A 24,093-nucleotide genomic window follows, 5' to 3' on the forward strand; every position below is an offset into this window, starting at 1 on the left:
TCTCACGGACCGTGCCGGTTAACGCCTTGACCAGCGCGACACACAACGCTGCCGCGATCCACAACGGCACGCAAAACCAAGCCTGCATCCAGAAGGACATCACGGCGTCACATCGAGTCGATGCGCCAGACGCCGTTCGCGTCGCGGGCGAAATGGACTGGGTAGCCGCGCACTTCGCTAGTGAGGTCACGCACGGCGATGATGTCTGCGGCGTCGAATCCGATTGTGCCATCGGCCAAGATGCCAAGGTTCGCTGCAACGGTCGGCATGCGAGTCCCCAACGCAGTAAACAGCGGCGTGAGGCGTGACTTTAGATCGCCCATGAGCGCATAGCCTGCGCCGGTCACATCCTGCGCGCCGAGTCGTGCGCGCAGGTGCGCGTAGGTGGAACAGATGGCCGTACGCTGTTCGGCCAGCGCGACCACCATGACCCGATGCTTCACGGTGACTGGCGCATGACCCGTAAAGGTCAGGCTTGCCGTCGCGGTATATGCCCCCGGTACTGGATAGCTGAAGATCGGAAGGTCGCCTACCGTTGTGCCGGTGTAGTCGGTGCTGCCGTTTCCATCGAAATCGACCGCAACAGACTGCAGTGTCAGACCTGTTTTCACGCCAAGATGGAACTGCACTGGCAGCGGCGAAAACCCTACCGGAGTCGCTGTCGACAGTGAGGCATCGGGCTCGGTTGTCGATGCCGTTACCGAGACATTGGCGGATGCCGTCAGCCCGTCCATCGTCGTCGCGGTCGCTGCGAGGCTGGTCACCGTCGAGTCAAGGGTAATTTCCGGCGTCACGAATACGCCGTTGTTCACGTAGGCCCGTGTACCGGCCACTGACACACCGGTATTGATTGAACCCGTGACAGTGCCCACTACCTGCACCTTGCCAGCCGGCAGAACCGTTCCAGCCGTTGGCCAGGTAATCGCGATCGCGGGCGTGATGCCGAGGGTGGGCGGTGGGGTGGTGCTGGCTGGCGGACCGATGCCGCCCCCGGTGGTTGCCGAGTCGAAGCCATTGATGAAAATTGAATCGAAATTCACGTCTTGAAGGCCGCAAACCTCTTGGGCTTGGGCAGACGTGCCAATCAGACATGATCCCAACAACATCGCGGCGAGACACCGCGTTGAAAGAGCGCTTTCAAGTCGCACGACGATCCTCCCTGTGCAGGGCGCTGATCGTCCGAGAGGTGAGAAGTGGAACCCCTTCCCACGTTGGAGAGAGCGCCTGTTTTGACGCTAGCACACGTGCAGCGCTTTTGTCTGCGCCGCGATACTGAGCTTATGACAAAGAGCTCAAACCATACCTACTTGCCATTGATGCGCTTGAACTCAGACCGCTTGGCCAAGTAGAACGGGAAGCCGATGATCCATAGCAGCAGGCATACAAAGAACCATCCCCACGGTCCCATGTTGCCCATGCCCTGAATCTGTCCACGCTTGACGCCGATCGTCTTCGCGTCGATCAGCACCCATATGCTCGTGACGAGCACCACTATTCCCAGATAGTCCTGCATCTGTTACTCCTTTCGGTGGATTTCGTTGGCGTCCGCTCACTGCAGGATGATCGCTGCGGACACGCGACCGTCATCGAAGCGGCCTGTGACATAGCGAATGCGGCGAGGCTCGGTCGGTTCCCAGTACCCCTCTTCGGCGCGCCGGTTGCGTGCCTGTTGTTGCTTGGCAGCTTCTTGCAAGCGCTGGCACAACACGTTGGCGGCGGGATCACTCGGCATACCGGGGCGCGGCTCACCCGAGCACTGCTGATCGGCCGTACGCTGCATCATTTCCATGTTTTTTCGGACGGACGGCTCAAGCGTTTGACCGGCAACCCATACCTTGTCCTTGGATGGAACCAAGATGGCGGCACAAGAGTTCAGATGACGAATGTCGCGGCCACGGTCGAGTCCAGCCAGACGTGCGGTCTGGTCATCCCAGTCGAGCGTCTGGATGTCCTTGGGGGTCCACGCGAGCTCGCCCTCGGTGGTCGTGTTCGCCAGAATCTCCAAGACGCCCGGATCACTGCACGGCGGCGGTCCTGAATCAGCGCATCCGGTGACGGCAAGGGTCATCGCCAGAAGCGTGTAGCGCCATCTTGATTTCATCGTCTGAACCTCCCTTCTTTGACCAATATACTGTGAAGACCAATCTGCCGCCTATCCCTACCGTCTTGCCGACGGCGGGAGGTGGCGTTGGAACCGGAAGAGGCCTTTGGACGTGTACTCAGGGAGCTACGGCTGGCGCGCCAGCTCTCTCAGGAAGCACTCGCGTTCGAGGCCGACCTGCAACGCAACTACGTCTCCCTGCTGGAGCGCGGCCAGAACTCGGCCAGCCTCAAGACCTTGTTCAAGCTGGCCCCGGTTCTCGGCGTCAGCGTGTCGAACCTCCTTGTCCAAGTCGAAGAGCTGATGAAGATGTCGGCTCGCTCGCGCCCCAAGCGGAAGTCCGCTTCAACCTGATCGGCCATCATGTCGGTGGCGTCCGAGAGATGGGATAGGTCGACTCCCCAAGCACCTCCAGCGTCAAGCTGTCGGGCCCGATCCGCGCCTGTACCTGCCTTCCAACCGAAGTGAACGTGAAGGCGATGGTGGCGCTGATGGATTCGGCAGCATCGGCCCTCCACTGCGCTCGTACAACATGCCGACTCCAACGGTGATAGGCCGCCAGTTGTTCGTCGGACAGGTGGAAGTCGCTGTTCTTCACGCAGCTTCCTCCATGAAGGAAGACGGTGATTGGAGCGTCGCAATGCGTTGCTTGAGGTTGCGCACGGTCATGGCGGACCAGTGCCGATGGCCGCGCGGCGTCTCGTAGCCCAGACGTTCAAGCTGCTGAGCCAAGCGCGTCAGCGGAAGTGCTCCCCCGACCTCATGAGCCGCAAGGACGGGAGCCATTCGACGCGCATAGTCGTCGGCGTCGCGCTGGGCGGCGGCAACGGCTTGGGGCTGAACATGCCGGGCTGCGGGATTGCCGACCGGAGTTCCCCGAGCGATGGCGGCTCGCAGCGCCCCCTTCACCCGCTCCGAAATCTGCTCCCGCTCGTACTCGGCGATCGCCGCCACAATGTGGATCGTCAGCCGGTTGGCCGATGGCATGTCGGCCGCGATGAACTCGACGCGGGCGTCCAGCAGGCGTGATATGAAGCTGACGTTGCGGGCGAGCCGATCCAGCTTGGCGATGACGAGGGTTGCCTTGGCGGTGCGGCAGAGTTCGAGGGCCGCGTGCAGGTTCACGCGATCGACGCGCTTGCCGGACTCGACCTCCTCGAATGACGCGATTAGGCGGCCCGACACTCCGGCAACGTACCGCTCGACCGCCTCGCGCTGTGCATCCAGCCCTAAGCCGCTGACGCCTTGGGCCTTCGTGGAGACGCGGTAGTACGCGACGAACAGCTTCTGGCTCATCAATAAAATTCCCAACCTACAGGTTAGGAACGATAAGCGTCGTTTTTGGGCTCCGTAAACTGTGTTCAACGGTTGCAAGCGCGTATAAAAGCGAATGCATCATTGAAATGATCGAGTCGCCGGATACGTGACAAACTCTGAGATGAGCGGCAGTTTTCGACCCGAAGCGACCATTCGCTAGGCGGAGGAATTTCCTATCCGGCGAATGCAGCGATCTGTGCACTCCGATTGCGCTTGTATGTGCGGACCCGTGAAGGCAGCGATTTCGCGTCAATGACGACGATTGTTGGTCAGAGCCGCAGCTCCGTGGTATGCCCTCGGCTTTAGCGCGAAGTGGCTTTCAAGCCACGGCTCACTTCTTCGCAGTCGCCTTCGCCGGCCTTGCTGCCTTGATTGCTTTCTCGAATTGCGGAATGTCGAAGACAAGAACAGTCATCGTTAGTTCGCGATTCGTATCCGTTGGATGGTGCATGATAAATCGAAACCCCGACTCATGCTTCCAGTTCGACGTGCGCTTGTAGTGTTGGTGCTCTTCGCTGGCGGTTTTGATTTCGTCAAGAACCTTGCTGGTGTCCTTGTTCTTATTAAACACCAAGATGGCGGTCTTGGTGTCGCGCCACGATGAGTAACCTAACAATTGGTCAATGGTTTCCTGATAGACCTTCGTGCCCTTCCAGAACTTGCACTCTCCGATGAAGACATTTCTGCCGTCGATGCGCAGCAAGATATCCGTCTTCCCTGCCGCGTTAAACGTCTCGGCGGTTGCCTGTCCCTCAAACTGGCCGTTTAGCTGCACAAGGTAGTGATCGCGTAGAGCTTCTTCGCCCATCGTCGCAAAAGTTGAAGGGCTGCGCTCCATCACTTGAGTCATGTTTTGGATCACACTGAGTATATGCTCGTAGTGCTCCATGCTCATGGCAGGTTCTGGCTCGTAGGGCGCAGCGGATGCCTTCGGAAGCGCGGGGGCTACCTTCTTGCGAATCGTGGGGGCAGCGTAAGTTTGCGGAGCGTTCGGGCGAACTTTCAACGGGATGCCGAGTGCCGCTACCCGGCCCTGATTGGCAAGCAATCGCTCCTTTCGCTTCTGGATCGCCGTTTCCGCGACCGCGTGAATGCCGTCGTTGTATCCGGCCACGTCGCGTCTGACCCAGCCCAAGTACGCCTCAATTTCTGCCAGCTCCCTATCCAAGGCAGGTCGAATGTCCTGGTCCGTATCGTGCGGAATCTCGAACGACAAGACGAGGCTTTGAGCTGAAATCCTGCCGCGCGGCGGAGCAGAGGTGTAAGTGCTTGCTCTTGCCTTGAAGAGATCGCCTTCGCCCGTGAAAGGGATTTCAATGTCGATCCGCTGACCGGGGATGTAGAACGGTCGGCTAGTGTCTCTGATCCAGCGATTGCCGTGATGCCTGGCATCAACCTGCGTTTCGTTTTGATCGGCGGTCATTTCATCGCGAAGAAGCACAGGCACGTCGAGGGTGTATTTCTCGACGAAGTACCGGACCAAATCCTCATCCGACGTATTGAGCAGGCGATTAGATTCAAGTCCTTCGACTTCTTTAGTGATTTGCTCACGCTGATGATCGATCACTCCCCGCAAGTCGACGTCGGAAAAGAGGTATCCCTTGTCATATGCGCTCATAGCAGTTCTCTAGCAGCACTCGCGTTTCGACGACTCTACTCGGACACGTCTCATGTTGTGAGATGGAGTGGCGCAACGCTGGCAGAGCTCTCTAATGAGTTCTATCAATGCCCACACTCCATTGCCTGTGACCATTGCGGGTACCTGCAGCTCAAGCGCGACACTGTTGGTCTCGTATATCCCAACATGCTGAAATTTGCCTAAGAGATGCACGGGTACCGCGAATGCCCTTCTTCGGCTACCGGACTCTGTCATCCCGTGGCCTGCTCGCGACCTTCTCGCGACAGGAGAAACCGAAAGCCCATGTTGTCGTTTGGCCATAGCGAATACAGTCGGTGCGCGAGAGTGTCGGCTTCGACATGGCGCTCGGCATGGTGCAAGCCCAAGAGATAGCAATGGGCGATACGGAAAAACGGACGGTTCGCGAGCATGCCGTAACACACCTGCACGACGCCACTTCTCGAAGTTGGCAATCCGGACAGCAGACCTGTTGCGATAGGCTCAGAAATTGCGAGGCTATCGCGCCATAGTCCTGCGCGGAAGAGTGCGCCCGCCAAGAAATTCCACCCGTCCACGAATGCGGGGCAGCGGTCAACGGCTTGGTGCGCGGCCGAAACAAGACTACGCAGCGCTGACGGCGAGTAGTCGCTGAAGTCTCCAGTTATCCTGCCTAGCTGATCGCACCGATCCTCGAACGTATCATTTTCGAGACGCACTGCGTGGCCGACGGCGAGACCACGGCACCGCAGGACGTACTCACGCCCCTCCGCATACTCTATCGGATCTGCGTTGTCGTCCAGTTTGACAACTAGGCTCGCTGCCGCTTTCGCCTCCCACCGATAGCTCTTTTCGATCTCTGCCGTAGGGACAATGTCGGCCTCCGCAGCGTCGCCTACGGCACGCGGAGTAGGCCGAGACCGTGTGCGGTTGCCAATCGCATGCCACGACGGAAAGCCATGTGTTCGAGCGACTACATCGAGCGCTTGGCTTAACGTCAGAGTTGCCCCGAACTCCTTAATGAGCTCGGGGTATAACGTCTTGAGTTTCTTCGCTTGCTTGCGAAGGTGATCGACATTCATGGCGTACTCCCACGAATCCTGAATGGAGTGGCCCGCTCACTCGTTCCGGATTCGAACGAGAGATCCATAGCGAAGCGATACAGTTCGATGTCCATGGGACTTCGCCGTTGCGGGCGGCTTGGCTTCGATAGAGCCAACATCCTCAGCATGCCTCGGAGCTAGGTACCCTGCAAGCCACGAATCGCTCAGAGTCCTATGCGTGTACCGAAGCGGATGCACCACCGAACCAGTCGATGACGATCAGCTTGCTGGCCCCACTGATCGATTGTCAGTCATTGGCGAACGGCCGCTTGTTGGCCGGAAGCAGATGGTCGTCGGTTGGGTCGCCCAACGACGCTTTGTTGATCAGGCCGGTTGCATTCGCTGGTTAATCTCGCCGATGTTCGCTGTTGCAAGAAAATCAGAATTCTTCAACGATCTGAGTGACTTGCATGCGCTGGTCAAATCATAGCCAGTGTTTTTGCGGCAAAAACTCGGTCAGTGGTTTGACAGACCCAAACGACCGGCGTAGAACGCTCCCCGCGATTCGCACCGACGTCACCTAGACGTCGCCGTTCCTGTCTAGAGGAACGCGTCAGCACTCCCAACGGCCATTCCAAGTCGCCGGCTTCCCGCCGTTCACGACTCGGCGTGCGCTATCCCTTGGTTTTCGATTTCGGCCCTCGCGCGCCGCAGCGTCGTGCTGCGTCCGTAATGGGCCCGCCATTTGGAGGATTGCCATGCGTTACCCGAACTTCGGCTCTGCCGATTCCACCTTCCAGACAGGAGTCACCGACATGACTTATGCAGCATCGAGCTTCGCATCCACAAACACACCCGTTCACGCTCCGGTTGCTGAATCCGGCTTCGATTGGTCGCGCGCCGAGCCCATCGATGAATTCGATCCTCCGTCGTTCGAGGCATTGGACGCGTACTTCTTCGAGGTGGCCTACGACAACCTGACCGAGGGGCACGACACCACGGAATCGCTGCGCGAGCCGCTGACCGTCGCGACCATGAACTCCGTGCTCGGGGGCTGGTTCCCGGCAGGTCACACAAGCCGCTTTGTCGCGGGCACGCTGGTCTGCCCGGTCGATGATGATCCGCTCCACCCGTTGCGCGTCGCTGCGCCGGACAAGATGTTCTTCGCGTTCAACATTGCCGTGGAATCGAAGGTGAGGGATGACCTCTCCGACTCGCCGTCCCTCTGGAAGTCGCTGGGTGTGGCTGCCATCAGGACACGTTCGAGTGCTGCGGCATCACCGACCTACCACTTCCTGATGGAGATTCCCGTCGATTACTCCGTGGTCGATATGAAGCACGTGTGTTACGCGGCAGGCCTCGAAGCCCGTTCGAACATTCTATCGCCCATGCATCTCGTCGGTTGCGAGACCGACTGGGAATGGATCGACGTGTTGACGGCACACCGCCAGCCCGGTGAGTACATCGAATCGACCGTGGAATGGTTCTGGCGCACGCCGCGCTTGGCCCGCAAGGCCCGTCATCGCAGCAGCTGGGCTCGCAATCGCGCACGCGCTGCGATCAAGAGGGCGGCGTGATGGAGCGCGCGACCTTCGATCATTCGATGGCACACGGTGGCTGGGGCGCTTCACAGCGCCCCGGTTTCACTACATCTCGCCCATTCACCGGGTCTGCTCCCGACAGTGCTCAACCATCGGATGAGCGGCATCGTGCCGCCTTGCTGGATTGGATCAGCCCGCGCCTGACCCGCGACCGCTATCTGGCGCAAACCCTGACGTTCAAGCCGTCGCATCGCGGGCATGTGTCTCGTGACGGGGTATTGGCCACTCTGGCGGAGTTCTTGCGCCGCCTGCAACGAAAGGCGCTCGGGCGCGAATACAGCCGTCGAGACGCATACCTACAGGTCGTCCCCGTTATGGAGGGTGGCAACGGGGTCTTCGACAAGCATCCGCACCTGCATCTGCTGACGGAAATCCCCGGACATTTTCCGGCGACGGACTTCGCGGAACTGTCGGCAGAGTGCTGGACTTCGCTGGCGTTGGCCGGGCCTCATGAGCACCGTCATGAGCTGTGCGCTGACCCAAAGGGCTGGCTCGGCTACCTAATGAAAGTCCGTGACAAGCCGCTCTATGCGGATGCCCTCATCGCTGAGCAGTTGCAGCTTTGAAGGTGGAGACAATGAAGTGAGACGAGCGCCACTTCATAAGCCATGGAAGGCTTCGATGCCTTGATGGGAGAACTATGCCCACCGTGAATGGAAACATGATGGATCAACCCCTGAGCATGGACGCTCAACTGAAACCATCTGATCCAATACTCCCCTCTGATACCTCCTTGAACCACTCCCTGAGCCATGAACTGAAACATGGTTCGTCGCACCTTCGGTTCCCGATCCACTGCATTCCGACCTATCGATTGCAGTGAGATAGCCAATCCGGTCTTCGATGGGATTGTGGTCAACGTCGTTGGGTCAAATCCGGAAATGGTTCTGAGAAATGGGTTTGATGTGAAGGGAACCAGTCGCTCTTCAACCCGCTTCCCGATCTACTGATGACCGGGCACATCTGAACGGAAAGTCTGGAATCTGGCCGGCAAATCTGAAAATGGACTTTTTGGTCTTCGAGGGCGGATTCCTTCAGCCCAGTGACCATAAGTTTCGACTGACTGGCGATCCCTTCCTGGCTGGACGGATTGCCGGAACTGCCTCCACTCACGTCCCCGCTGAAAGCCTCATGGCGAGTTGTTCGACTTCATCCCGGGCCGCATAGATCGGATCGGCTGCGCATCGACGGAGTGTCATGGCAAAGGCCGCGTCGTGATCGGCATTCTGTGCACGCAGTGCGAGTTCGACGGTGGTTATCAAATCTCCAATCAAGCTGAGCCGGTTGACCAACAACTGCATGGAGGTAGGCATGGGGCGCGATGCGGTCGTTTGCCCTCGGAGCTTCCGGCGTGTCCTGCGTAGCTTTTTTGCCGCCATCAACGCGCCCTCTCTCGAACATTGACCGAACGATAGGTGGCGATCACGGCGAGTGTCTACGTCGACTTTACGCGGATTATTGCGCGACAAATCGACCAGATTTATCCCTCAGTGCGTTGATGCGCATACGCGTGGTCGTTGGATAGATGAGGCTGTCCGCTTCATAGGGGCGCACATATTCGCTCTCGCCTGTCGAATAGTGGACGATGTAGTAGCTGTTCAACATCTGTCGTTCCCACGGCGCCATAGCCTCGATGCGACTGGACTCCGCTGCATCTTCTCCATCCCAAGGACGAGCCGAATCGTTGGAAAAAAGTTCGATCTTCCGAATGACTCGATTGATCTCACTGGCCAATAGTCGTCGAGGACGATCATCGAAATCCTGTGAGCCATTTCGGGTGATCTTGTCTAGAAGCCCTTCGATCTCTTCCTTGGACATCCCTGCGCGACTCTGTTCGATGTCGTTCAGGGCGACACTAACCTGAGTGCGTTCGGCTTCCAGTTCGATCGCTTTGACCTCCAATTCGGCGACCTTCTTCGAGAGCGCAAGTGCGGCGGACTCGGCGATTGCTGCGACAAGGTTCTCAATGGACTGGGAAATTCCCGCTATTTCTGCCTCAATGATCAAACGGCGTTGCTGCAACTGCGCGGCGAGCTCATCCTGCTTCTGGCCTCCAAGCACGTAACGAAGATCGACCTTGCGCAGGAATTGAAGGAAGGACTGTTCGAAGTAGGAATACCGCCACGGCAGCGACTTGCAGTCTGCTCGAAAGTAGGAGCTCGTGCAGCGTAGGTATTGCCCGCCTTTGACCGCAGTCCCCTTGTTTATATATCGCATCGGACGGCCACAATGGCCGCATTTAATGACGCCTGTGAAGAGGTTGGTAAGCGTCGCACCTTTGCGCCCACGTCCAGATATCTTGCGCGTGCTGATCGCTGCCTGAGCGGCCAAGAAAAGGTTGTGGTCAATTACCGCCGGGTAGTAGCTCGGTACAGGATCCCCATCGGGAACGCGGCGTGCACCCGAGCCACCCTCATAAGTTGTTGTGAAAGGCTGAAATTCACCGAGCACAGATCTGTTACTCAAGATCTTCTTGATGTACGACTCGTACCATAGCCCAGCCTTGTTGGACCACGTTGGCTCCCGCCGATGATTGAGTCGCTGCGCTATTGAATACGCGCCATAGCCATCGCGGGCCAGTCGGAAGATTTCCTCCACGATAGCGACACGTTCGGGCAGCGCCTCGATTGTTTGTCGGTCTGCGCTCATCCGAAGCCATGCCGGCATCGTGCGAGTCAGCTTCTTTGTGCTCGCTTCCGCCCGCTTCTGCTTCCAAGCAGCCGCGATCCGCTTGGACTTGATCCGAGACTCTTCAGGCGCTCGAAGCATCGAACCCAAAGCAATGAAGGCTTGGCCATGATTGTCCGTGAACGATGCTTCATCGTAGGTCTGACCGTCCATCAACGTGACGATCTTGACGCCTTTCCGCACGATCTGACCGAAGAGGGAAAAAGCCTCGAAGACGTTTTGACGGGAAAGGCGATCCAACGACTCCACGATCAGATAGCTGCCCCGCTCGATCAACCCGCGTTCGACCTGATCGAGAAACCGGGCCAGGTTTCCGAACTCCCGATTCGAGCCTCGGAAGCCGGAGACGCCGATATCCTCGATCGGTGGGGCCAGCTCCAGCCCATGATCGGCCGCGTACTGCTGAGACGCGGCCGTTTGGCGACGCAGTGAGTCGCCTTTGAGCTGCACATCCGTGGACATGCGGATGTACGAATAGGCTTTCGGCTTGGTAGGGGTGGCGGCATTCGTCATAGCGGCAAGCAGCATAGCAAAGGCCAAGATTTATTCAGCCTCTCTATATTCATCGCGCGGCCACCGGCGTGGTACCGCGCACGCTTTCTCGAGGCCGGCCTGCTGGCATGCGGTTCGCATGCCTACCTCGGTCCACGACTGGCGCGCTCGGTGGCCGCGCTCGAATGTTGCTGAGGACGGGCGCGAAACGCGGGCGGGACCGCGCGGACGCGCCCGCGCGGGCACTTGCGGCGCGAATGCATCGGCGCCCGGCAGGGGCGGTGCAGCGGCAACGTGAGGCCGATGACGGCGGCGACCCTTCGTTCGCCGCCGCGCCCGATCGGACCTGCGCGCCGGCCGCGGCCGTGGCCGCGTTCTATCATGCAGCCAAGGCGCTGGCCGTGCGGCGCGGCTGCAACCTGCCGCCGCATCCACGCCGGCCCATGGAGGCGGTGCAATGACGACGGTGTTCCGCAACGGCCGCGTGCTGCTCGACGCAGCATGGCGCGATGATGTCGCGGTGCTGGTCGAAGGCGCGCGCATCAGCGCGATCGTGCCGGCCGACGATGCGCGCGCGCGCCATGCCGACCACGTCCACGATCTTGCCGGCAACGCACTGCTGCCAGGCTTCATCGATGTGCAGGTCAATGGCGGCGGCGGCGTGCTGTTCAACGACGACCCCAGCGTGGCAGCGCTCGCGCGCATCGGCGCCGCGCATGCGCGCCACGGCACCACCGGCTTCCTGCCGACGCTCATCAGCGACGAGGCGGCCACGATGCAGGCGGCGCTCGCGGCGGTGGACCAGGCCATCGCCGAAGGCGTGCCCGGCGTGCTCGGCATCCATCTCGAGGGCCCCTACATCGCGCCGGCCCGGCGCGGCGCCCACGACGCGCGCCGGTTCCGCGTGCCCGATGCCGCCGAAATCGATCTCGTCTGCTCGCTGCGCCGTGGCGTCACCGTGCTCACGCTCGCACCCGAGTGCGTCACGCCCGACCTCGTGCGCACGTTCAGCGAACGTGGCGTCATCGTCTGCCTCGGCCACAGCGACGCGACCCATGCGCAGGCACGCGCCGCGCTCGATGCCGGTGCGCGCGGCTTCACCCATCTGTACAACGCGATGTCGCCGCTGCAGGGACGCGCACCCGGCATGGTCGGTGCCGCGCTGGAGGATCGCGCGAGCTGGTGCGGCATCATCGTCGATGGCCACCACGTCGATGCGGCGAGCCTGCGCGTGGCGCTGGCGGCCAAGCCGCGCGGCAAGCTCATGCTGGTGACCGATGCGATGCCGCCGGTCGGCACCACCGCGACCGAATTCCGCCTCGCCGGCCAGCGCGTGACCGTGCGCGACGGCCGCTGCGAGAACGAGGACGGCTCACTGGCCGGCTCGGCCCTCGACATGGCCAGCGCGGTGCGCAACGCGATCGACTGGCTCGACGTTTCGCTCGCCGAAGCCGCGCGCATGGCGGCAACCTATCCCGCGCAGTTCCTCGGCCTCGCCCACGACGTCGGTCGCATCGCGGTCGGTTGCCGCGCCGACCTGCTCGAGTTCGACCACGCCGCCCAACTGCGCCGCTGCCACCGGGCCAGCGCGCAGTGACGCTGCCGCAGCGGCAGGATGGTGGGCCCACCAGGGCTTGAACCTGGAACCAACGGATTATGAGTCCGTCGCCAACGCGCTATGCCTAGGAAAATCAGGCATAGGGGAGCGTAAGCTGCAGAACAAAAAAGTACGCTGCGACAGTAGTTTAGAGCAGCTTGGCGAAGGTCGGCAAAACTAAGCTCTGTACCGCTGGAGTACCGCCATCCGAGGCGTTCTTGAACCCGTGGGCAGTTATGGCGACGGCTCCCACGGATTGATGATAGTCACTCCCGTAGGCTTGAAATCGGCCACGTTGCGCGTGACCACCGTCATGCCGTGCACCAGCGCCGTAGCCGCGATGAGTGCGTCACGCTCGCCGCGCTTGTCCGGCACATGCAGTCGAGCGCAGCGCTGCGCGACAACGGTATCGATAGGCAACGTGCGCCCGGAGAACTCGGGTAGTACGTGTTGCTCCAGCCACGAGCGCAGCATGGCTCCCTGGGCAGCGTCTTTGCGTTCAATCGACAGAACGCCGAGCTCCAACTCCATGATGGTGATGGCCGATACGAAGAGGTCGGCGGCATCGACGCTGTCCGTCCATGCCGTCACATTCCCATCGGCTTTGCCAAGCCGTACCTTGCGCAGCTCGGACAGCACGTTGGTATCGAGCACATACATCATGAGAGATCAGCCGGCCGGGCTCCAATGGTCACGCGCGGTGGCTCGAACTCGATGTCCGCAACACCCGGCATCGCCAGCGCGTCGGCAATGTTGCGCCGCTGCCTTGTCAACCGCTGATAGTCCTCGAAGCTGAGCAGCACGTGCGCGGGTTTGCCGCGATCCGTGATGAACACCGGGCCGCTCTTGGTGGCCTTCTTTGCTCGCGTCACGTCCTGGTTCAGCTCCCGACTGGATAGGGTCGTGATGGTCACAGCACACCTCCTACATCAAAGAATGTAGGTATGATACTACATTTTCGACTCGTGAGCAAGTGCGCCAACCACGCTAAATTAGACGGTTACCTGTGAAGTCCGCCACAGGCGTTGCGCCGGAAACAGAAAGGAGAGAGAGAGGGAAACGATCATTGCTTCCGGCCGAACACGGCCCGAACCCGACGCGAAGTCTTCCACTGGCTACGCGCGCAAGACCCCGGAAACATGGGAATTTCGGCAACAAAAACCGGCATGAGAGCCGGTTTGATGAAGGGGATTGGTGGGCCCACCAGGGCTTGAACCTGGAACCAACGGATTATGAGTCCGCTGCTCTGACCAATTGAGCTATAGGCCCGTTGCCGTTCGTGTTGCGGACACCCGGTCGGCGCACCTGCGCCATGCCGGTGCGCCGAGGCACCTTGCGCGCGGCGCCCGACTGCGTGCTGCGACTGCACTGGAGTGGCGCGCGAGTCTAACCGGATCGACTTGCGATCCCCAAACGCGCGCGCCCGCAAGCGGCTTCAGCGCGCTTCAGTCGCCGTCGAAACCATCGGCGAAGATGCCGTCATCGGCGAGCGCCGCCTGCACCGCTGCCAGCGCGTCGATGCGTCCCCAGCCGGCCTGGTGGTTCGGCCGATCGGCGATCGTCAGGCCGCCGCAACCGCCATTCCACGGGTCGGTTACGCCCTGCATCACGGCGGTCTCGCGCAGCAGTTGCGCCACCGCCGCGGGATGCCCCTTGAGTGCGGGTTGCGCCGACAGGATGAGGGCGGCTGCGCCGGCCACGTGCGGCGTGGCCATGCTGGTGCCGCTCATGGTGCCGTAGCTTGTCGTGCCGGTGTTGAGTGCCGAGCGCGTCGACACGCCCGGTGCGATGACGTCGGGTCGCATGCGCGCCGCTCCGCTGAGCGGACCACGGCTGGAAAAGCCGGCCAGTGCGTCGGTCGAGTTGCTGGCACCGACCACGAACGCCGCATCGTAGGTCGCCGGGGGATCGTGGATCGAGCTGCATCCGGAGCCGTCATTGCCGGCAGCGGCGACAAACAGAATGCCGCCGGCAACGACGTTGTCGACCGCGACGCTGAGTTCGTCGCCGCTGGTGCAGCCTTCGTCGGGTAGGCAGCCCCATGAGTTGGTGCTCACGTCGGGGGCAAGATCGGGATCGGGATTGGCGCCGTTGGCGTCGGTCGGTGCCAGCATCCACTGCATGCACTCGATGTAGCGCGCAGGCGTGCCGTCACCGTCAGCCATGTTGCGGCAACCGATCCATCGCGCGCCCGGCGCGACGCCGATCTGGTTGGCGCCGCCATCGCTGCCCGCGGCCGTGCCGACGGTGTGGGTGCCGTGGCCGTGATCGTCGCAGGGCGCCGCTGCATCGTTGCCGCATGCGTTGCCGAGGCTGTCGTGGATCGCATCGTGCCAGTTGCCGGCATGGTGCGCCGCCGTGCCGTCCCAGCCGCGGTAGTGCGCCTTGAGCGCGGCGTGGTCCCAACGGATGCCGGTATCGGCACCGGCGATGACGACGCCCTGCCCCGTGTAGCCAAGCGCCCATACCGCAGGTGCGTTGATCCGGCTGACACCGTATTCGACTGCCTGCGGGCTCGCCACCGCCTGCGGCGCCGCCGCGGCCAGCGGCAAGGTCCGGGCCAGATGCGGGTTGGCGCGAATGTGCGTGATGTCGTCGCGCATCGCGAGCTGATCGAGTTCGGCGGTGCTGACACGCGCCCAGACGAGGTTGCTGATCCAGTAGGCGCGATGCTCGATGCGATGCGCGCCGAGCCAGTCGATCAGCGCGGCCTGCTGCGCGTGCGCCCGGTCACGCAGTGCCGCAACCAGCGCGCGACGCCGCATCCGGTAATCGGCCGTCGCGGCCAGCGGCGCCAGCAGCGGCGACGCCTGGTCGGGCAGCACGAGCAACACCTCGATGCGCCCGGCACGCTGCGCCGCCGCGGAAAGCGCCGGTTCGACCTCGGCGGCACCGGCCGCCACGGCGCAAGCCAGCGCAAGCGCGCTCAGCGCCAGATGGCGCAGTGGACTGCGGGTGGGAGCGCCAACGCAAACGCCCGCGCGGGGCGCGGGCGTCTGGCGGGCGCGGCCGGTGTCGCTCATTCGATATCGAGGAACGAGCGCAACTGCTCCGACCGGCTCGGGTGGCGCAGCTTGCGCAGCGCCTTGGCCTCGATCTGGCGGATCCGCTCACGCGTCACGTCGAACTGCTTGCCGACCTCTTCGAGCGTGTGGTCGGTGTTCATGTCGATGCCGAAGCGCATGCGCAATACCTTGGCCTCGCGCGGGGTGAGCCCGGCGAGCACGTCGCGCACGGTCTCCATCAGGCCGATGTTGGTCGACGAATCCACCGGCGAAACGATCGCCGCGTCCTCGATGAAGTCGCCCAGGTGCGAATCCTCGTCGTCGCCGATCGGGGTTTCCATCGAGATCGGTTCCTTGGCGATCTTGAGCACCTTGCGGATCTTGTCCTCGGGCATCTCCATCTTGAGCGCCAATTCGTCCGGCGTCGGCTCGCGGCCCATTTCCTGCAGCATCTGGCGCGAGATGCGATTGAGCTTGTTGATCGTCTCGATCATGTGCACCGGGATGCGGATCGTGCGGGCCTGGTCGGCGATCGAACGCGTGATGGCCTGGCGGATCCACCAGGTCGCATAGGTCGAGAACTTGTAGCCGCGGCGGTATTCGAACTTGTCGACCGCCTTCATCAGGCCGATGTTGCCTTCCTGGATGAGGTCGAGGAACTGCAGACCGCGGTTGGTGTACTTCTTGGCGATCGAGATCACCAGGCGCAGGTTGGCCTCGACCATTTCCTTCTTGGCACGGCGCGCCTTGGCCTCGCCGATCGACATCGCACGGTTGATCTCCTTGATCTCGGCGATGCCCAGGTAAAGCATCTGCTCCATCGCCACGAGCTTTTCCTGCTCGCCGACGATGGCGTCGCGCTGGGCCTTCAGCGCCGGCGACCACTTCTGACGCTTGCGCGCGAGTTCGTCGGCCCAGTCGAGCCGCGTCTCGTTGGCCGGAAACAGCTTGAGGAAATCCTTGCGCGGCATGTGGGCATGCTTGACGCACAGGTCACCGATCACGCGCTCGTGATGGCGGATGGTGTTGACGACTTCGCGCAGCTTCTTGACGAAGCCGTCGATCATGATCGCCGGCAGCTTGAGCTTGAGGAAGGCCGCGGCCATCTCATCACGCACCTTGAGCGCCTTGCGATCACCGGCGCCATGCTTTTCGGCGGTCTTCTGGAACTTGGCATAGAGCTGGCGCAGTTCATCCATGCGCCGGGCGACCTCGGCCAGATCGAGCCCGGTGTCGACCGGATCGCTGTCATCGCCGCCGCCCTCGTCCTCGCCCTCGTCATCGTCCGAATCGCCGCTGGCGTCTGATTCGACCGCGCGCTCGGCAATCACGATGTCGGGCTGTTCGACGTCGGCGAAGCCGGCCAGCACTTCGGACAGGCGCTTCTTGCCTTCGGTGTGCTGGTCGTATTCCTCGACCAGCAACTGGATCGACCATGGGAAGTTGGCCAGCGCACTCTGCACCTGGCCCAGGCCTTCCTCGATGCGCTTGGCGATCGCGATTTCGCCCTCGCGCGTCAGCAGCTCGACCGTACCCATCTCGCGCATGTACATGCGCACGGGGTCGGTGGTGCGGCCGACTTCGGCATCGACCGCGCTGAGCACGGCGACGGCCTCTTCGGTGGCAGTGTCGTCGTCAGCCGTGACCGGCGCTTCGGCCATCAGCGTTTCGGTGTCGGGCGCAACCTCGTGCACCTCGATGCCCATGTCGTTGATCATGCCGATGATGTCTTCGATCTGCTCCGGATCGACGATGTCGTCGGGCAGGTGGTCGTTGACTTCGGCGTAGGTCAGGTAGCCCTGTTCCTTGCCCTTGATGATCAGGGTCTTGATCTCGGACTGCTGCTCCTGGTTGTGTTCTGCGGCCATGGGATTTCCGGAAAGATGCAAAATGCGGGGCAAAGAAAAAAGAGTATAGAAGCGGCGTCAAGGGCAGCCCGAACACTCTCGCCAGTAGCGTGAAACAGCGTCCGGCCGACCCAAAGGAACGCCGCGGACCGCCAAAATCCGCGCGCCTGGGGTCTGGTTACGAGCCCTCAGCGGGTCTCCAGCCAGAACGTCACCGGCCCGTCGTTGACGAGCCGGACCTGCATATGGGCACCGAAGCGCCCGATTTCCACCCCGGGATGCCGGGCCCGGGCCAATTCGACGAGGTACTCGAACCAATGCCGCGCCGCCTCGGGCGCGGCCGCGGTCGAAAACCCCGCCCGCGTGCCGGCGCGCGTGTCCGCCGCCAGCGTGAACTGCGACACCAGCAGCAGGTCGCCGCCGGTGTCGGCCAGCGAGCGGTTCATGCGGCCCTGCGCATCGGCGAACACGCGGTAGCCGAGCACCCGCTCCAGCAGCCGCTGCGCCTGCGCCGCGCCATCGGCCGGCTGCACGCCGACCAGGGCCAGCAGGCCCGCGCCGATCGCCCCGACGGTGGCGCCATCCACCTCGACGCTGGCTTCGGTCACGCGCTGGATCAGGGCAATCATCACCGCTTCCGCGATCGGGGCACGCATCGTCGCCGCGCACGAGCGCGCGCGTCAATGTCGCCCACGCGACGCCGCCGCGCGCCGCACCTACAATGGACATGCCCATGCCCGACACCCCGATGACCTGGCCAATCGCGCTGCTGCACGCCTGCCTGCGCGTGTTCGGCCTCCTGCCGCTGCGCTTCGTCCATGTCGTGGGCGCGGTGGTCGGTCATTGCGCGTGGGCCCTGCATGGGCGCTCGCGAAACATTGCCGAACGCAACCTCGCCCTCGTATTAACGCAGAACAGCGCCCAATCCAGACACGCGCTCGCAAAAAAAACGCTCATCGAGACCGGCCGTTCGCTGACCGAGGTCCTTGCGGTCTGGGGCGGCGGCGCACCGCGGGCATTGCGGCACGTGGTCGATGTCCGCGGCCGCGAGCTGTTCGAGGCAGCCGCCGCCAATGGGCATGGGCTCATCATCGCGGCACCGCACCTGGGCTGCTGGGAACTGCTCAACTACTGGCTGGCCGCGCAGCGGCCACTGGCGATCCTGTACCGCGCACCGCGCCAGCGCGCGCTGGAGCCGTTGTTGCGCCGCGTGCGCGGCGTGCCCGGCGTCGAGCAGATCCGCGCCGACGGCAGCGGCGTACGCGCGCTGTTCCGGCGCCTGACCGGCGGCGGCATGGTCGGCATCCTGCCCGACCAGCAGCCACGCCGCGGCGAGGGCGTATACGCGCCGCTGTTCGGCGTGCCGGCCTCGACCATGGTGCTGCTGCCGCGGCTGGCCGAACGCACCGGCGCCACGGTGCTGTTCGCGTTCGCCGAACGCCTCGAACGCGGCGCGGGCTATCGGCTGCACTTCCTGCCCGCGCCGGACGGCATCGCCGACACCGACCCACACGTCGCCTGCAGCGCGCTCAACCGCGGCGTCGAACAGTGCGTGGCGCTGGCCTTCACCCAGTATCAGTGGACCTACAAGCGCTGGCCACGCAGCGCAGTCGCGCCCGCCGTGGCGCAGCCTGCCCCCACCTCCGCGGCGGCCGTGCGGTCCGCACCCGACGAGGGCTGAGCCCACCCCGCGCGTGGTCATGGCCTTGCGCCACCCCGCGTTTGCGGGGTGTGGCAAGGTCACGCCAGGCCCTAGCATGGCCAGGCGTATGCAGCCGCCGATCCGTCGCCGGCGCTGCGCAACACAGGGGATTGCCGATGAACACCGACACCACGCCGGCGCCGCGCGCGCAGGCCGCTGCCGCGCGCCTCGGCGCGGCCGAAAGCCGCTCGCGCAGACCGCCGCCGACCGCAGCGCAAGCGCCGCGGTGCACCGGGTCGTTCCGTCAGGCGCCGTCCCCGCCCGCTTGCGCCAGGCCACCGCACCGAGTTGCCCGACTGCCCTCCCGTCCTTGCCCCGGAAATCCAGCCATGCGCCACCCGCACACCCACCTGTCCCGCCTCGTCCTCGCCTGCGCCTGCGCGCTCGCGTCAATGCCAGCCTTCGCAATCTTCCAGAACGGCGGCTTCGAAGCCAACGCCTACACCGGCTGGACCGTGGCCGGCGGCGTCAACCCGGGCCTGCTCGGGTCGCCGCCGTTCACCGGCGCCAGCGTGCAGATCAATCCGGGCGCGCCCGGACCGGCCTCGATCGTCGGTCCCGGCAGCACCGATCCGCGCGCGCCGCAGATCCAGTTGCCGCGCGTGGGCCAGTACACGGCCAAGCTCAACGACGAGGCCACCGGCGCACTCGTCACCACGCTGCGCCAGGTCGACACCGTCAGCAACGCCGACATCGACCCCGCCGATGGCGTGCCGCACATCCGCTTCGCGTTCGCGCCGGTGCTGGAGGATCCCAACCATTCGCCGCAGGAGCAGCCGTATTTCTACGTGTCGGTGAAGGACCTGACCGACAACAGCGTGCTGTTCGAACAGTTCGCCTATTCGGGTCAGGCCGGCGTGCAGTTCCTGCCCGGCACCGGCAGCTGGAAATATCTTCCGTTCCAGGACGTCGACGCGGTGCTGCCGCTGAGCGCGATCGGCCACCAGGTGGAACTGACCGTGATCGCTGCCGACTGCTCGCTCGGCGGACACGGCGGCTATGTCTACGTCGACGGCTTCGGTTCGGCCCACGTGCCGCCCGGCGGCACCCCAGGCGGTACGCCGCATGCGGTGCCGGCGCTGGGCCCGGCCGGACTCGGACTGCTCGGCGGCCTGCTCGCACTGGTTGCCGGCTGGCGCGCGCGCACGCGGCGCGCCTGAGCCAACCACCCCAACCGCGCGCTGCGCTGGCCCACCCCGCCAGCGGCGCCGGAAACGCTGCGCCCGCAATCGGAGCGACCTGCCACGGAAGGCCCTGCGCGCGCAGCAGCAACGCCGCGGCTACGGCGCGACGAGGCCGCGACGCAGTGCTTCGAGCGTCGCCTCGGCACGCGAGCCCACGCTGAGCTTGCGGTAGATCTCCTTGAGATAGCCGGCCACGGTGTGGCGCGACAACTGCAACAGTTGCGCCACCTCGCCGGCGCTGAGGCCCTTGGCGACCAGCCGCAGCACCTCGCTCTCGCGCGCGGTCAGTGCTGCCGGCGGCGCTGCCGGCGCCGGCGCGGCGAAATGGCGCAGCAGGCGCCGCGCGATCGATGGTGACAGCGGTGGCTGCCCGGCGGCGATGCCGGCGAGCATCGCCGCCAGCGCCTCGGGCGCCTGATCCTTGAGCACGTAACCCTGCGCGCCGGCATGCAGCGCCGGAAACAGGTGCGCGTCGTCATCGAACACGGTGGCGACGATGCACAACGTGCCGCGCGGCTGCAGCTGCTCGATGAGCTCGATGCCCGACCCGTCGGGCAGACCCAGATCGATCAGCGCCAGCGGCGGTGGCGGCGTGCAGCAGGCGCGCGCCTGCGCCAGCGTCGCCGCCGCGACGACCTCGATGTCGGCAAACGCCAGACGCAGGGCGCGCGTGAGCCACTCGCGGCTCGAAGCGAGATCGTCGACGACGAGGGCGCGCGCCGGCACGTTCACGACGCCGCCGCCAGCGGCATGCTCAGCAGCACCTTGGTGCCGCCCGCGGTGCCGGCCTGCCAGTCGATGTCGCCGGCCAGCTCGGCGGCGCGCTCGCGCATGCCGCGCAGGCCACTGCCGGCAGCCGCTGCGGCCACGCCCGCGCCACTGCCATCATCGGTGAGTTCCAGCCGCAGTTGCTGCTCGCGCACGGCCACGCGCACGCGCACCTGACGCGCCTGCGCATGGCGGATCACGTTGCTGATCGCCTCGCGCACGATGCGGTACAGGTGCAGCGCACGGCCATGGTCGAGTGGCGGATCGGGCAGCTCGCCCAGTTCGACCCAGTCCAGTTGCATGCCCAGCGCGGCCAGCCGCTGCGCGGTTTCGCTGCGGATGTCGGCGAGCACGTCGGCGAGCGTGCCGGGCGTGCCACGCGACCGCGTGACCACGTCGCGCAGATCCTGCAGCAGTGCCCGCGCGCGATCGGCCTGCTGTGGCGTCGGCGCCTCATGGACGAATCCGAGCAGGCGCGCGCCGAGGTCATCGTGGAGGTCGCCATAGATGCGCTCGCGCTCGCCGGCGACGGCCTGCTCACGCACCAGCGTCTCGCGCTCGGTGGCACGCGCCGCCGCCTGGCGCCGTTCGCGCTCGAGCTGGCGGCGCAGGCGCCGCGCATGCAAGGCGCTGAACGTGGCCAGCGCCAGCGCGAACAACGTGACCAGCGTCAGCACGATGCTCATGAGCCTGCCGGCGGGCGCAGCGCGGCGGCGTCGCTGCGGCCCAGCCGCGCGTCGACGTCGGCCAGCCGCTCGGCGGCGGCGCGTGTGCGCGCGTGGTCGGCGCCGAGCAGCGCAAGCAATTGCGCATGGGCCGCCTGAAGTTCGCTGCGCGCCTCCTGCAGACGTCCCATGCGGCCCAGGCACAGGCCGTGGTTGCTGCTGAAGATCGCGCTCATCAGGTGGTTGGCGCCCAGCTCGCTGCGTGCATCGGCGACGAGGCTCGCCAACTCGCGTTCGGCGGCGTCGAGTCGGTTGGCCGCGAGCAGCAGCATGGCAAGGTTGTTGCGCGGCGCGAACGCCGAAGGATGGTGGCTGCCGGCGCGCTGCTGGATCGCGATGATGCGCCGGTACAGCGCCTCGGCCTCGTCGACCTGCTGGCGCTCGTCGAGGATGTAGGCCAACGTGTTCATTGCCGCCAGCGTCTGCATGTGCGCTTCGCCGGCACTGCGCTCGAAACCCTGCAGCGAACGCCGCGCGGCCACATCGGCTTCGTCGAGGCGATGCAGCGCCACGAGAATGTTGGCCAGCGTCTGCCAGCTCGTGAGCGTACTGGAGTGGTCCTCGCCGAGCACCTCGCGTTGCAAGGCCAGCACCGCGCGCGCTTCGTGCTCGGCCTCGGCGTTGGCACCGCGCGCGGCAAGGATGAGGGCCAGGTTGTGGCGGCTGGTCAACGTGGTCGGCGCACGCTCGCCGAAGGCACTGCGCCGCCAGGCCAGCGCCTGACGCGCCAGCGCCTCGGCTTCGTCGAGGCGGCCTGCATCGCGCAACAGCGTCGACAACGAACTGCGCGCGGTGGCGAGTGTGGTCTGCATCGCGCGGTCGTCAGCGGCCGCAGGGCCGAGCTCGGCGCCCCGCGCGAGCAGCGCACGCAGCCTGCGCTCGGCGTCCTCGACCTTGCCCTCGTCGCTGTCGATGCGTGCGCTGGCGAGGTCGAGATCGAGCGCGGCGGCGGGCGGCGCGGCGGGCCAGGTGGCGCGCGCCTGCGCCAGCACCGCGCGGGCGTCGTCGAAACGCGCCAGCTCGGTGAGGATGGTGGCGCGTTCGCGCAGCAGCGCCACGCGCTCGGCCGGCGCTTCATCGGTGAGCTCGATCGCCAGCGCACGGTCGCTGAGCGCCAGCGCAGCCGGGTAATCGCTCAACGCGCGTCGCGCCGAGGCCAGCGTTGCCGCCAACGTGCGCATCACCACGGGCGTGGCGCTGAGCCCGTCGAGCTCGCGCTCGGCGCTGGCGATCACCTCGGCCACGGTCGGGTTGCGCCCGGCGGTCGCCTCCGGATTGGCGGCGGCGAGCATCTGCTGCAGGAATGCGCTGACCGCGGCGCTTTCCTGTGCGCGGCGCTCGGCCTGCGCATGGGCGGCGCGCTCGGCCAACGCGAAACGCAATGACACCACGCTGGCGCCGAGCAGCACCGCGAACACGATCGCCGCGGCGGCGCTGAGCGCGCGATGACGGCGCACGAAGCGCCTGGCGCGATAGACGAAGGTCGGCGGGCGCGCGCTGACCGGGCGATGTTCGAGCACGCGCTGCAAATCGTCGGCGAACTCGGCGGCGCTCGCATAGCGCTGCGCGGGTTCGCTCGACAGCGCCTTCATCACCACGGTGTCGAGGTCGGCGTGGGCCGCCGCCGACACGCGCGACAGCGGCGGTGGCGTGTCGTTGCGCAGGATGTCGAGCGCCTCGATGAGGCTCGAGGTGGACAGGCGCGGATGCGGCAAGCGACCACTGACGAGCTGGTAGGCGATCACGCCGAGCGAATACACGTCGCTGCGCGCGTCGGCGCGCTGGTCGCCACCGCCGAGCTGTTCGGGGCTCATGTAGGGCAAGGTGCCCAGCACCTGCCCGGCCAGCGTCAGCGTGGCATCGCCGCTGCCGTCGCGGTAGGCCACGCCGAAATCGAGGATGCGGGGTTGGCCGGTGCCATCGACGAGGATGTTGCCGGGCTTGAGATCACGATGGATCACGCCGCGCTCGTGCGCATGCTGCACGGCGTGTGCGATCGCGATGAGCAGGCTGAGGCGCGCCGCGAGCGCGAGTCCATTGGCCTGCGCGTAGGCGAGCAGGTCCATGCCCGGCACGTATTCCATCGCCAGCCACGGCACCAGCGCGTCGCCCACGCTGGCCTCGCCGGCCGCGTACAGGCGCGCGATGGCCGGATGCTCGAGCGTGGCGAGGGTGGCGATCTCGCGCTGCAACCGCGCGATCAGACTCGGCGTTGCACCGCGCACGACCTTGAGCGCGACCTGGCGCGCCGGGTGGTCCTGCGCGGCCAGGTACACGCGGCCCATGCCGCCTTCGCCGAGCACGTCGATGATGCGGTAAGGGCCGATCCACGCCGGCCGCGACAGGTTCGCGCGCGTGGACGGATCGGGAATGGTGGTGTCGGACATGGCTTGGCACGGCTGCGGCTG

Annotated in this window: 23 protein-coding genes, 1 tRNA gene and 1 pseudogene; 7 read left to right on the forward strand and 18 right to left on the reverse strand. The window is 64.5% G+C overall.

Annotation, left to right across the window (positions count from 1 at the left end; translation table 11 throughout):
- Nucleotides 1-107: 107 nt before the first annotated feature.
- The 3 genes from KF903_RS04810 to KF903_RS04820 all read right to left on the reverse strand — a co-directional run bounded on the left by KF903_RS04810 (nucleotide 108) and on the right by KF903_RS04820 (nucleotide 2,101).
- A complete protein-coding gene (locus tag KF903_RS04810) occupies nucleotides 108-1,148 on the reverse strand; it encodes a hypothetical protein (protein WP_291211730.1) in 1,041 nt (346 codons plus the stop codon).
- Nucleotides 1,149-1,303: 155 nt separating this feature from the next.
- Nucleotides 1,304-1,513, reverse strand: a complete 210-nt coding sequence (locus KF903_RS04815; RefSeq protein ID WP_291211733.1) for a hypothetical protein — start codon at nucleotides 1,511-1,513, stop codon at nucleotides 1,304-1,306.
- Nucleotides 1,514-1,549: 36 nt separating this feature from the next.
- Entirely contained in the window at nucleotides 1,550-2,101 is a 552-nt protein-coding gene (locus KF903_RS04820; RefSeq protein ID WP_291211736.1) for a hypothetical protein, read from the reverse strand.
- A gap of 87 nt (nucleotides 2,102-2,188) precedes the next feature.
- Between KF903_RS04820 and KF903_RS04825 the strand changes: the two genes are divergently transcribed.
- Nucleotides 2,189-2,455: a helix-turn-helix transcriptional regulator gene (locus tag KF903_RS04825; protein ID WP_291211739.1), complete on the forward strand. Its 267-nt coding sequence runs from the start codon at nucleotides 2,189-2,191 to the stop codon at nucleotides 2,453-2,455.
- A gap of 7 nt (nucleotides 2,456-2,462) precedes the next feature.
- Here KF903_RS04825 and KF903_RS04830 read toward each other — a convergent pair whose 3' ends face one another.
- The 4 genes from KF903_RS04830 to KF903_RS04845 form a co-directional block, all read right to left on the reverse strand.
- The gene (locus KF903_RS04830) at nucleotides 2,463-2,699 is read right to left on the reverse strand and encodes a hypothetical protein (protein WP_291211742.1); all 237 of its coding nucleotides are present in this window, start codon (nucleotides 2,697-2,699) and stop codon (nucleotides 2,463-2,465) included.
- On the reverse strand, nucleotides 2,696-3,397 hold the full coding sequence (locus KF903_RS04835; protein ID WP_291211745.1) for a recombinase family protein: 702 nt from the start codon (nucleotides 3,395-3,397) through the stop codon (nucleotides 2,696-2,698). Before KF903_RS04835 ends, KF903_RS04830 begins: the two co-directional genes overlap by 4 nt.
- Before the next feature lie 352 nt (nucleotides 3,398-3,749).
- Entirely contained in the window at nucleotides 3,750-5,036 is a 1,287-nt protein-coding gene (locus KF903_RS04840; RefSeq protein WP_291211746.1) for a hypothetical protein, read from the reverse strand.
- A gap of 251 nt (nucleotides 5,037-5,287) precedes the next feature.
- A complete protein-coding gene (locus KF903_RS04845; protein WP_291211749.1) occupies nucleotides 5,288-6,115 on the reverse strand; it encodes a hypothetical protein in 828 nt (275 codons plus the stop codon).
- A gap of 719 nt (nucleotides 6,116-6,834) precedes the next feature.
- Here KF903_RS04845 and KF903_RS04850 point away from each other — a divergent pair.
- Nucleotides 6,835-7,653, forward strand: coding sequence for a hypothetical protein (locus tag KF903_RS04850; protein ID WP_291211752.1), 819 nt, complete (start codon nucleotides 6,835-6,837; stop codon nucleotides 7,651-7,653).
- A complete protein-coding gene (locus KF903_RS04855) occupies nucleotides 7,653-8,243 on the forward strand; it encodes a hypothetical protein (protein WP_291211754.1) in 591 nt (196 codons plus the stop codon). Before KF903_RS04850 ends, KF903_RS04855 begins: the two co-directional genes overlap by 1 nt.
- 543 nt (nucleotides 8,244-8,786) lie before the next feature.
- Here KF903_RS04855 and KF903_RS04860 read toward each other — a convergent pair.
- A complete protein-coding gene (locus KF903_RS04860; RefSeq protein WP_291211757.1) occupies nucleotides 8,787-8,978 on the reverse strand; it encodes a hypothetical protein in 192 nt (63 codons plus the stop codon).
- A 154-nt stretch (nucleotides 8,979-9,132) separates the two neighbouring features.
- On the reverse strand, nucleotides 9,133-10,893 hold the full coding sequence (locus KF903_RS04865; RefSeq protein ID WP_291211760.1) for a recombinase family protein: 1,761 nt from the start codon (nucleotides 10,891-10,893) through the stop codon (nucleotides 9,133-9,135).
- 33 nt (nucleotides 10,894-10,926) lie between these two features.
- Here KF903_RS04865 and KF903_RS04870 point away from each other — a divergent pair.
- Both KF903_RS04870 and nagA read left to right on the forward strand, forming a co-directional pair.
- A pseudogene (locus KF903_RS04870) lies at nucleotides 10,927-11,052 on the forward strand (methyltransferase); the annotation flags it as partial.
- A 262-nt stretch (nucleotides 11,053-11,314) separates the two neighbouring features.
- Complete coding sequence (nagA, locus tag KF903_RS04875; RefSeq protein ID WP_291211763.1) at nucleotides 11,315-12,454, forward strand: N-acetylglucosamine-6-phosphate deacetylase; 1,140 nt, start codon at nucleotides 11,315-11,317, stop codon at nucleotides 12,452-12,454.
- A gap of 234 nt (nucleotides 12,455-12,688) precedes the next feature.
- On the opposite strand, the gene KF903_RS04880 is transcribed toward nagA, so the two are convergent.
- From KF903_RS04880 to dtd, 6 genes are all read right to left on the reverse strand, one after another.
- Nucleotides 12,689-13,117 (reverse strand): type II toxin-antitoxin system VapC family toxin, encoded by a 429-nt coding sequence (locus tag KF903_RS04880; RefSeq protein ID WP_291211766.1) that lies wholly within the window; start codon nucleotides 13,115-13,117, stop codon nucleotides 12,689-12,691.
- Nucleotides 13,114-13,368: a type II toxin-antitoxin system Phd/YefM family antitoxin gene (locus KF903_RS04885; protein WP_291211770.1), complete on the reverse strand. Its 255-nt coding sequence runs from the start codon at nucleotides 13,366-13,368 to the stop codon at nucleotides 13,114-13,116. The genes KF903_RS04880 and KF903_RS04885 overlap by 4 nt, the downstream gene beginning before the upstream one ends.
- A 278-nt stretch (nucleotides 13,369-13,646) precedes the next feature.
- Nucleotides 13,647-13,723 (reverse strand) — tRNA-Ile (locus tag KF903_RS04890).
- 176 nt (nucleotides 13,724-13,899) lie between these two features.
- Nucleotides 13,900-15,477 (reverse strand): S8 family serine peptidase, encoded by a 1,578-nt coding sequence (locus KF903_RS04895; protein WP_291211773.1) that lies wholly within the window; start codon nucleotides 15,475-15,477, stop codon nucleotides 13,900-13,902.
- Nucleotides 15,474-17,327 (reverse strand): RNA polymerase sigma factor RpoD, encoded by a 1,854-nt coding sequence (gene rpoD, locus KF903_RS04900; protein WP_291211776.1) that lies wholly within the window; start codon nucleotides 17,325-17,327, stop codon nucleotides 15,474-15,476. The genes KF903_RS04895 and rpoD overlap by 4 nt, the downstream gene beginning before the upstream one ends.
- 167 nt (nucleotides 17,328-17,494) lie before the next feature.
- Nucleotides 17,495-17,935 (reverse strand): D-aminoacyl-tRNA deacylase, encoded by a 441-nt coding sequence (gene dtd / locus KF903_RS04905; RefSeq protein ID WP_291212178.1) that lies wholly within the window; start codon nucleotides 17,933-17,935, stop codon nucleotides 17,495-17,497.
- 104 nt (nucleotides 17,936-18,039) lie between these two features.
- Between dtd and KF903_RS04910 the strand changes: the two genes are divergently transcribed.
- Together KF903_RS04910 and KF903_RS04915 are read left to right on the forward strand one after the other, a co-directional pair.
- Complete coding sequence (locus KF903_RS04910; protein WP_291211779.1) at nucleotides 18,040-18,987, forward strand: lipid A biosynthesis acyltransferase; 948 nt, start codon at nucleotides 18,040-18,042, stop codon at nucleotides 18,985-18,987.
- Nucleotides 18,988-19,337: 350 nt separating this feature from the next.
- Nucleotides 19,338-20,168: a hypothetical protein gene (locus tag KF903_RS04915; RefSeq protein WP_291211782.1), complete on the forward strand. Its 831-nt coding sequence runs from the start codon at nucleotides 19,338-19,340 to the stop codon at nucleotides 20,166-20,168.
- Between the two features lie 120 nt (nucleotides 20,169-20,288).
- On the opposite strand, the gene KF903_RS04920 is transcribed toward KF903_RS04915, so the two are convergent.
- From KF903_RS04920 to KF903_RS04930, 3 genes are read right to left on the reverse strand one after another with little or no spacing between them, the layout of a single operon-like run.
- Complete coding sequence (locus tag KF903_RS04920; RefSeq protein WP_291211785.1) at nucleotides 20,289-20,924, reverse strand: response regulator transcription factor; 636 nt, start codon at nucleotides 20,922-20,924, stop codon at nucleotides 20,289-20,291.
- The gene (locus tag KF903_RS04925) at nucleotides 20,921-21,646 is read right to left on the reverse strand and encodes an ATP-binding protein (RefSeq protein WP_291211788.1); all 726 of its coding nucleotides are present in this window, start codon (nucleotides 21,644-21,646) and stop codon (nucleotides 20,921-20,923) included. The genes KF903_RS04920 and KF903_RS04925 overlap by 4 nt, the downstream gene beginning before the upstream one ends.
- Entirely contained in the window at nucleotides 21,643-24,072 is a 2,430-nt protein-coding gene (locus tag KF903_RS04930; RefSeq protein ID WP_291211791.1) for a serine/threonine-protein kinase, read from the reverse strand. The genes KF903_RS04925 and KF903_RS04930 overlap by 4 nt, the downstream gene beginning before the upstream one ends.
- Between the last annotated feature and the right edge of the window lie 21 nt (nucleotides 24,073-24,093).

The organism is Dokdonella sp., assembly GCF_019634845.1.
Taxonomy (GTDB): domain Bacteria; phylum Pseudomonadota; class Gammaproteobacteria; order Xanthomonadales; family Rhodanobacteraceae; genus Dokdonella_A.